This window comes from Neobacillus drentensis (assembly GCF_036962125.1).
Lineage (GTDB): Bacteria > Bacillota > Bacilli > Bacillales > Cytobacillaceae > Neobacillus > Neobacillus drentensis_B.
The window spans coordinates 92,086-97,377 of the sequence record NZ_JBALOA010000019.1 but is presented as its reverse complement, the minus strand read 5'-3'; the positions used below and the strand labels follow the sequence as shown (position 1 = coordinate 97,377).

General features: G+C 42.7%; 4 protein-coding genes and 1 other RNA gene. All 5 read right to left on the bottom strand.

Annotation, left to right across the window (positions count from 1 at the left end):
• Positions 1-129: 129 nt before the first annotated feature.
• The 5 genes from V7121_RS17530 to V7121_RS17510 all read right to left on the bottom strand — a co-directional run bounded on the left by V7121_RS17530 (position 130) and on the right by V7121_RS17510 (position 5,141).
• Entirely contained in the window at positions 130-696 is a 567-nt protein-coding gene (locus V7121_RS17530; RefSeq protein WP_335501002.1) for an IMEF encapsulin system ferritin-like cargo protein, read from the bottom strand.
• 171 nt (positions 697-867) lie between these two features.
• Positions 868-1,227: a transfer-messenger RNA gene (gene ssrA, locus V7121_RS17525) on the bottom strand.
• 183 nt (positions 1,228-1,410) lie between these two features.
• On the bottom strand, positions 1,411-1,878 hold the full coding sequence (gene smpB / locus V7121_RS17520; RefSeq protein ID WP_026567812.1) for an SsrA-binding protein SmpB: 468 nt from the start codon (positions 1,876-1,878) through the stop codon (positions 1,411-1,413).
• A 93-nt stretch (positions 1,879-1,971) separates the two neighbouring features.
• Complete coding sequence (gene rnr / locus V7121_RS17515) at positions 1,972-4,356, bottom strand: ribonuclease R (RefSeq protein ID WP_420490624.1); 2,385 nt, start codon at positions 4,354-4,356, stop codon at positions 1,972-1,974.
• 38 nt (positions 4,357-4,394) lie between these two features.
• Positions 4,395-5,141, bottom strand: a complete 747-nt coding sequence (locus V7121_RS17510) for an alpha/beta hydrolase (protein WP_335500998.1) — start codon at positions 5,139-5,141, stop codon at positions 4,395-4,397.
• Positions 5,142-5,292 lie beyond the last annotated feature (151 nt).

Here is a 5,292-nt window from a genome sequence, read left to right as displayed (position 1 = left end):
GTGCATGGATTCCGCCAATTCTGGGATTGATTCCGCCAAACTTGAGAAGAATCCCGCCATCTTCACTACTTATTCCGCCAAACATCAAAAATCGAACATATTAAGAGTATTCACTTATGTAAAAACTGCCTAAATTAAACTTCCTACGGTAAAGCCCTTTTTATATTTAGCACTAGCAATTGCTGGAACAGCCACTGAAGCTGATCTATCTAGGTGATCATGATCGTGATCATGATGGTCTGACGGGTCCACGTAATCATTATCAAACCGTTTATTGATGTCAATTAGCATCGCTTTGACTTGCTGATAATCTTTATAGGATACCTCCCGTAACTGGTTCAGCATCGCACTCCGTTCCTCATCCGTAAAACGAAACAAGGCTAGGTCCAGATGTTCAACAAAATTATGTAACCCGAATTTTTCGAGATTCAGTTCTTGGAGTAACCGATTAAATTCATTATTGGTCGGTGCAAAGTCTCTCTCACCCTTTTCGTTTTCAAACTTACTGATAAGCGGAATCAGCTCAACTAAACGTGAAAGCCGCTGCTCCTCTTCTTCAAAAATATGATGATAATAAAGACGTTCATGCTCATCAGTGGCGTTCTGAATGACGGGATCCAACATATTCATAAATTTTTCAATAGCATCCTTAGTTGTCGTAAAAATATGATAAAAAATCTTTAATTCCTCTTTCACAATAGCACCCCCAACTTTCAACTACTTGTCATTATTGACGTTGGGTAGCATTTTTAAAACTGAAATTAGAAATAAAAAAGACTAGCTGTCAACTAGTCCACTTCCACATATATTCTATTTTTAGATATAAAAACAGACCAGCATCTCTGCTGGTCTGTTTTTTCCACTATGTAGTGGAGACGGTGGGAATCGAACCCACGTCCAAAGATATCGCCACTTAAGCTTCTACGAGTGTAGTCGATATATTGGTGTTTCGCTGAAGCCATATGCCTATCGACCGGCGTCCGGTCAGCTAGCCTGGTTGTTCTCTTCCTTCGTCCTCAGGCGGTGGACTCCGGCGTAGCCTACTAAGAGTGAGTCCGCTACCCTACCACATAGGCGATGGAGGGGCGAACAGCTATGCAGTTATTAAGCTGCGAAAGCTAGGTTGTTGTTAGTTTTGCCAGTTATGGCTTTGACGTTTTAACGAGGCCGATCCCCTCGACTCGCGACCTAAGCTCAAACTACCCCTGTCGAATCCGTAGCGTCCCCATAATAAAAGGAGCTGCAATCTAGTTAAAGATTTAAGCTGTAGACGTTAGGATGCTCAACATGTTCTTTGAGCAAAGTATCTCATCGCTAACTTAGCGACAAACTTATTATAACATACTTGAGGCATATTTCAATTGCAAGTATCTGTAAAATAATTTCCAATTCACAAATCAATGAACCCGATTACATCTTCTGACGATCGCGGAAAGCCCGTTCGATTTCACGCTTTGCTTCTTTTTGCTTTAAGGATTCGCGCTTATCATAGTTTTTCTTACCCTTGGCAAGCCCGATTAAAACTTTGCAAAAACCATTTTTCAAATAAAGCTTTAACGGAACCAGTGCATAACCAGCCTCTTTCGTTTCGCCAATTAACTTATTAATTTCACGCTTATGGAGTAATAGCTTCCGTGTTCGTAATGGGTCATGATTAAAAATGTTTCCTTGTTCATACGGACTGACATGCATCCCGAAAAGGATGGCCTCACCATTTTGAATTCGTGCATAGGCATCCTTAAGATTCACTTTTCCCCCACGAATTGACTTAATTTCGGTCCCCTGCAGAACGATTCCCGCTTCATAGGTTTCTTCAATAAAATAGTCATGATATGCCTTTTTGTTTTGCGCAACCACTTTTCCTTCACCTTTTGGCATCTCTTTTTCACCTCATTCTTTGGCTTTATTTTAGCAGAACACCACCGATAGGACAATGAAAAGGAGCCTCTTAAAAGGCTCCCCTTACCTTAATTATTTGTTTTTCCGCTTATTACTTTTATTTTTCGGGACATTATCATAAAATTTACGTTTTTTCTTCGCTTTATTCCCTTGGCCGTTGTTGCCTTCAGAATTTCCGGCCTGATTACGACCGCCACGGCCGCCATCTGATTTGCCATTGCCGCCTTGACCACGACCGCCGCCTTGCTGTTTATTTCTGCGCGGTTTCTTGGTGTCGCTTCCCGTACTGAAAACCCTAGGTGTCTCTGAGCGCTCCAGTCGTCGAGTACCCTTCATGCCGACAATTTCAAAATCAATCGCCCGCTCTTCTTTATTAACCTTTACTACCCGAATAGTAATCTCATCACCAATTCGGAAAACATTCCCTGTCCGCTCCCCAATCATGGCTAAATGGCGCTCATCATACCGATAATAATCATCCGTCATATAGCTGACATGAACAAGACCTTCAATGGTATTCGGAAGCTCGACAAACATTCCAAAATTGGTGACAGAGCTGATAATTCCATCGTACTCTTCGCCAATTTTATCCGCCATATATTCGGCTTTCTTTAAATCATCGGTTTCCCGCTCAGCATCAACAGAGCGGCGCTCCATTTTAGAAGAATGATCAGCAATTTCAGGTAAGCGTACATTCCATTTCTCTTGTGTGGTCGAATCAAGCTTGCCTTCAATCAAATACGTCCGGATTAAGCGGTGCACGATTGTATCCGGATACCGGCGAATCGGCGAGGTAAAATGGGTATAGAACTCGGTGGATAACCCAAAATGTCCGAGGCTTTCTGGGTCATATTTTGCCTGCTGCATCGAGCGCAGCATCACCTTCGAGACCACCATTTCCTCTGGCTTCCCTTGAACCTCTTCAATGATTTCTTGAAGGGCCTTTGGATGAACGTCATTAGCTGTACCTTTTACAATGTAGCCAAAGTTGGTGATAAACTCGAAAAATCTCCGCAGCTTATCTTCCTTTGGATTCTCGTGAATTCGGTATATAAACGGAACTTCCATCCAGTGGAAATGCTCAGCGACGGTTTCGTTGGCTGCTAGCATAAATTCCTCAATTAATTTTTCCGCCACCGAACGTTCACGTAACACGACATCGGTCGGCTTGCCTTCCTCATTAACAAGGACCTTTGATTCCTTAAAATCAAAATCGATTGCGCCGCGCTTCATCCGTTTATTTCGTAAAATGGCTGCTAATTCTTCCATCATTTCGAACATCGGTACGAGCAGTTCATATCGCTTGCGCGTCTCTTCATCATGTTCTGCCAGAATTAGATTTACATCATGGTAGGTCATGCGCTCTGTCGTTTTTATCACCGCTTGAAAAATTTCATGTGAAACCACGGCACCCTCTGAGGTGATTTCCATTTCACAAGAGAGAACAAGTCGGTCCACCTTTGGATTTAAGGAACAAATTCCATTAGATAATCGATGCGGAATCATCGGGATTACCCGGTCAACTAAATAAACACTCGTTGCTCGTTCCTCTGCTTCCAGATCGATTGGCGTTCCTTCTTTTACATAATAGCTTACGTCAGCAATATGGACACCGAGCTTATAGTTACCATTTGCCAGCTTTGTAACGGTGACAGCGTCATCCAAGTCTTTGGCATCGGCACCGTCAATCGTGACAATCATCTCATTTCTTAAGTCGCGGCGGTTCGCTAATTCACTTTCGTCAATGGTGTCAGGTACCTCATTCGCCTGTTTTAACACCTCGTCCGGGAAGGCCATTGGCAAGCCGTGCTTATGTATGACTGAAAGAATATCAACACCCGGGTCGTTTTTGTGACCGAGAATTGTGATGACTTCACCTTCTGCACTTTTTCGCCCTTCTGGATAGGTGATTAACTTTACTACAACCTTATGACCCTCGACTGCTCCTTTTGAAGCGGATTTGGGAATAAATATGTCACTGGCAAACTTCTTATCATCGGGAATAACAAAACCAAAGCTTTTGCTCTCCACATACGTTCCGACGATTTGCTGAACTCCGCGTTCAATAATACGGATAATACTTCCTTCGCGGCGCTGGCCTGCGCTTTCAGAGGAAACACGTGCTAAGACAACATCTCCATGCATCGCCGTATTGGTTTCATTTGGCGGAATAAAAATATCATCCATTCCCGGTTCATCCGGTGCGACAAAAGCAAAACCTTTTGCATGACCGATTAGTTTGCCGCGAATTAAGTTCATTTTTTCAGGAAGCCCGTAGCGGTTACTGCGGGTTCTAACCACTAAACCCTTTTCCTCCATTTGGACGAGTGCTTTGACAAATTCCTTAAAGTCACTGGAGTCCTGAATTCCAAAGGCAGACTCAAGCTCTTGAACTGTTAACGGCTTGTAAGCCTCATCCTTCATATATTGTAAAACCTTATCAATATGCTTTTGCATGTTATCTTCCAAACTAATCCTCCTTTGTAGCTGCTTTGTTAATCGTGCCAGTTTAGTTTTTCCAAAAAGGTATACACATCCTCATGTAACTGCTCTCGCTCTTGATCGAGTGTGATGACGTGACCAGACTGCTCATACCATTTTAATTCTTTAAAAACTGATTCGATTTCGTTATAAATGATGTTTGCACTTTCGGTGTTAATCATTTTGTCATGACGTGCCTGAACGACAAATGTAGGCGCGTAGATCATATCCACATTTCCCCGTACATCGGCAATCAATGCCTGTAAGGCCTTTAAGGTTTTCATTGGTGTTTTCTTAAACTCATTCATTTCCATTTCGATTTGCTCAGTCGATTTTCCTTCACGTTTTTTAAATTCACGAGCGTATTCAAGAATTCCTTCGTACATAACCTCTTCACTTTTTATATGCATCGGCGCACACATCGGAATAATGGCTTTTATAGGTACAGTGTAACCCAATTTCAAGGAAAATACGCCACCTAGGGATAATCCGGCCACGGCAATTTCTGAGTGACCTTTATTTTTTAAAAATTGGTAGCCATTGAGGACATCCTGCCACCAATCTTTTGGCCCTGTATGCACTAGTTCTTCAGGCGGTACTCCGTGCCCTTTATAATGGGGGGCATGACAGGTATAGCCCTTTTTTTCCAAAAACCTCCCCAGCATCCGGACGTCAGCCGAATTACCGGTAAAGCCATGCAAAAGAAGAACGGCTCGTTTTCCTCCTTCGAATGTAAATGGCTTCGGTGTAGCAACTTTCATGATAAAAACTCCCTTAATTTCAATTCACTTAATTTAGTTTTAGCAAAGCAATGGGGAACATTCCACAAAAACGGCTTATCAACAAGAAAAGCGGAAGCTCCCTGTTCAGCGGCGTATGGCCTGGAGCGCTCCAACTGAGATAAAGGAAACA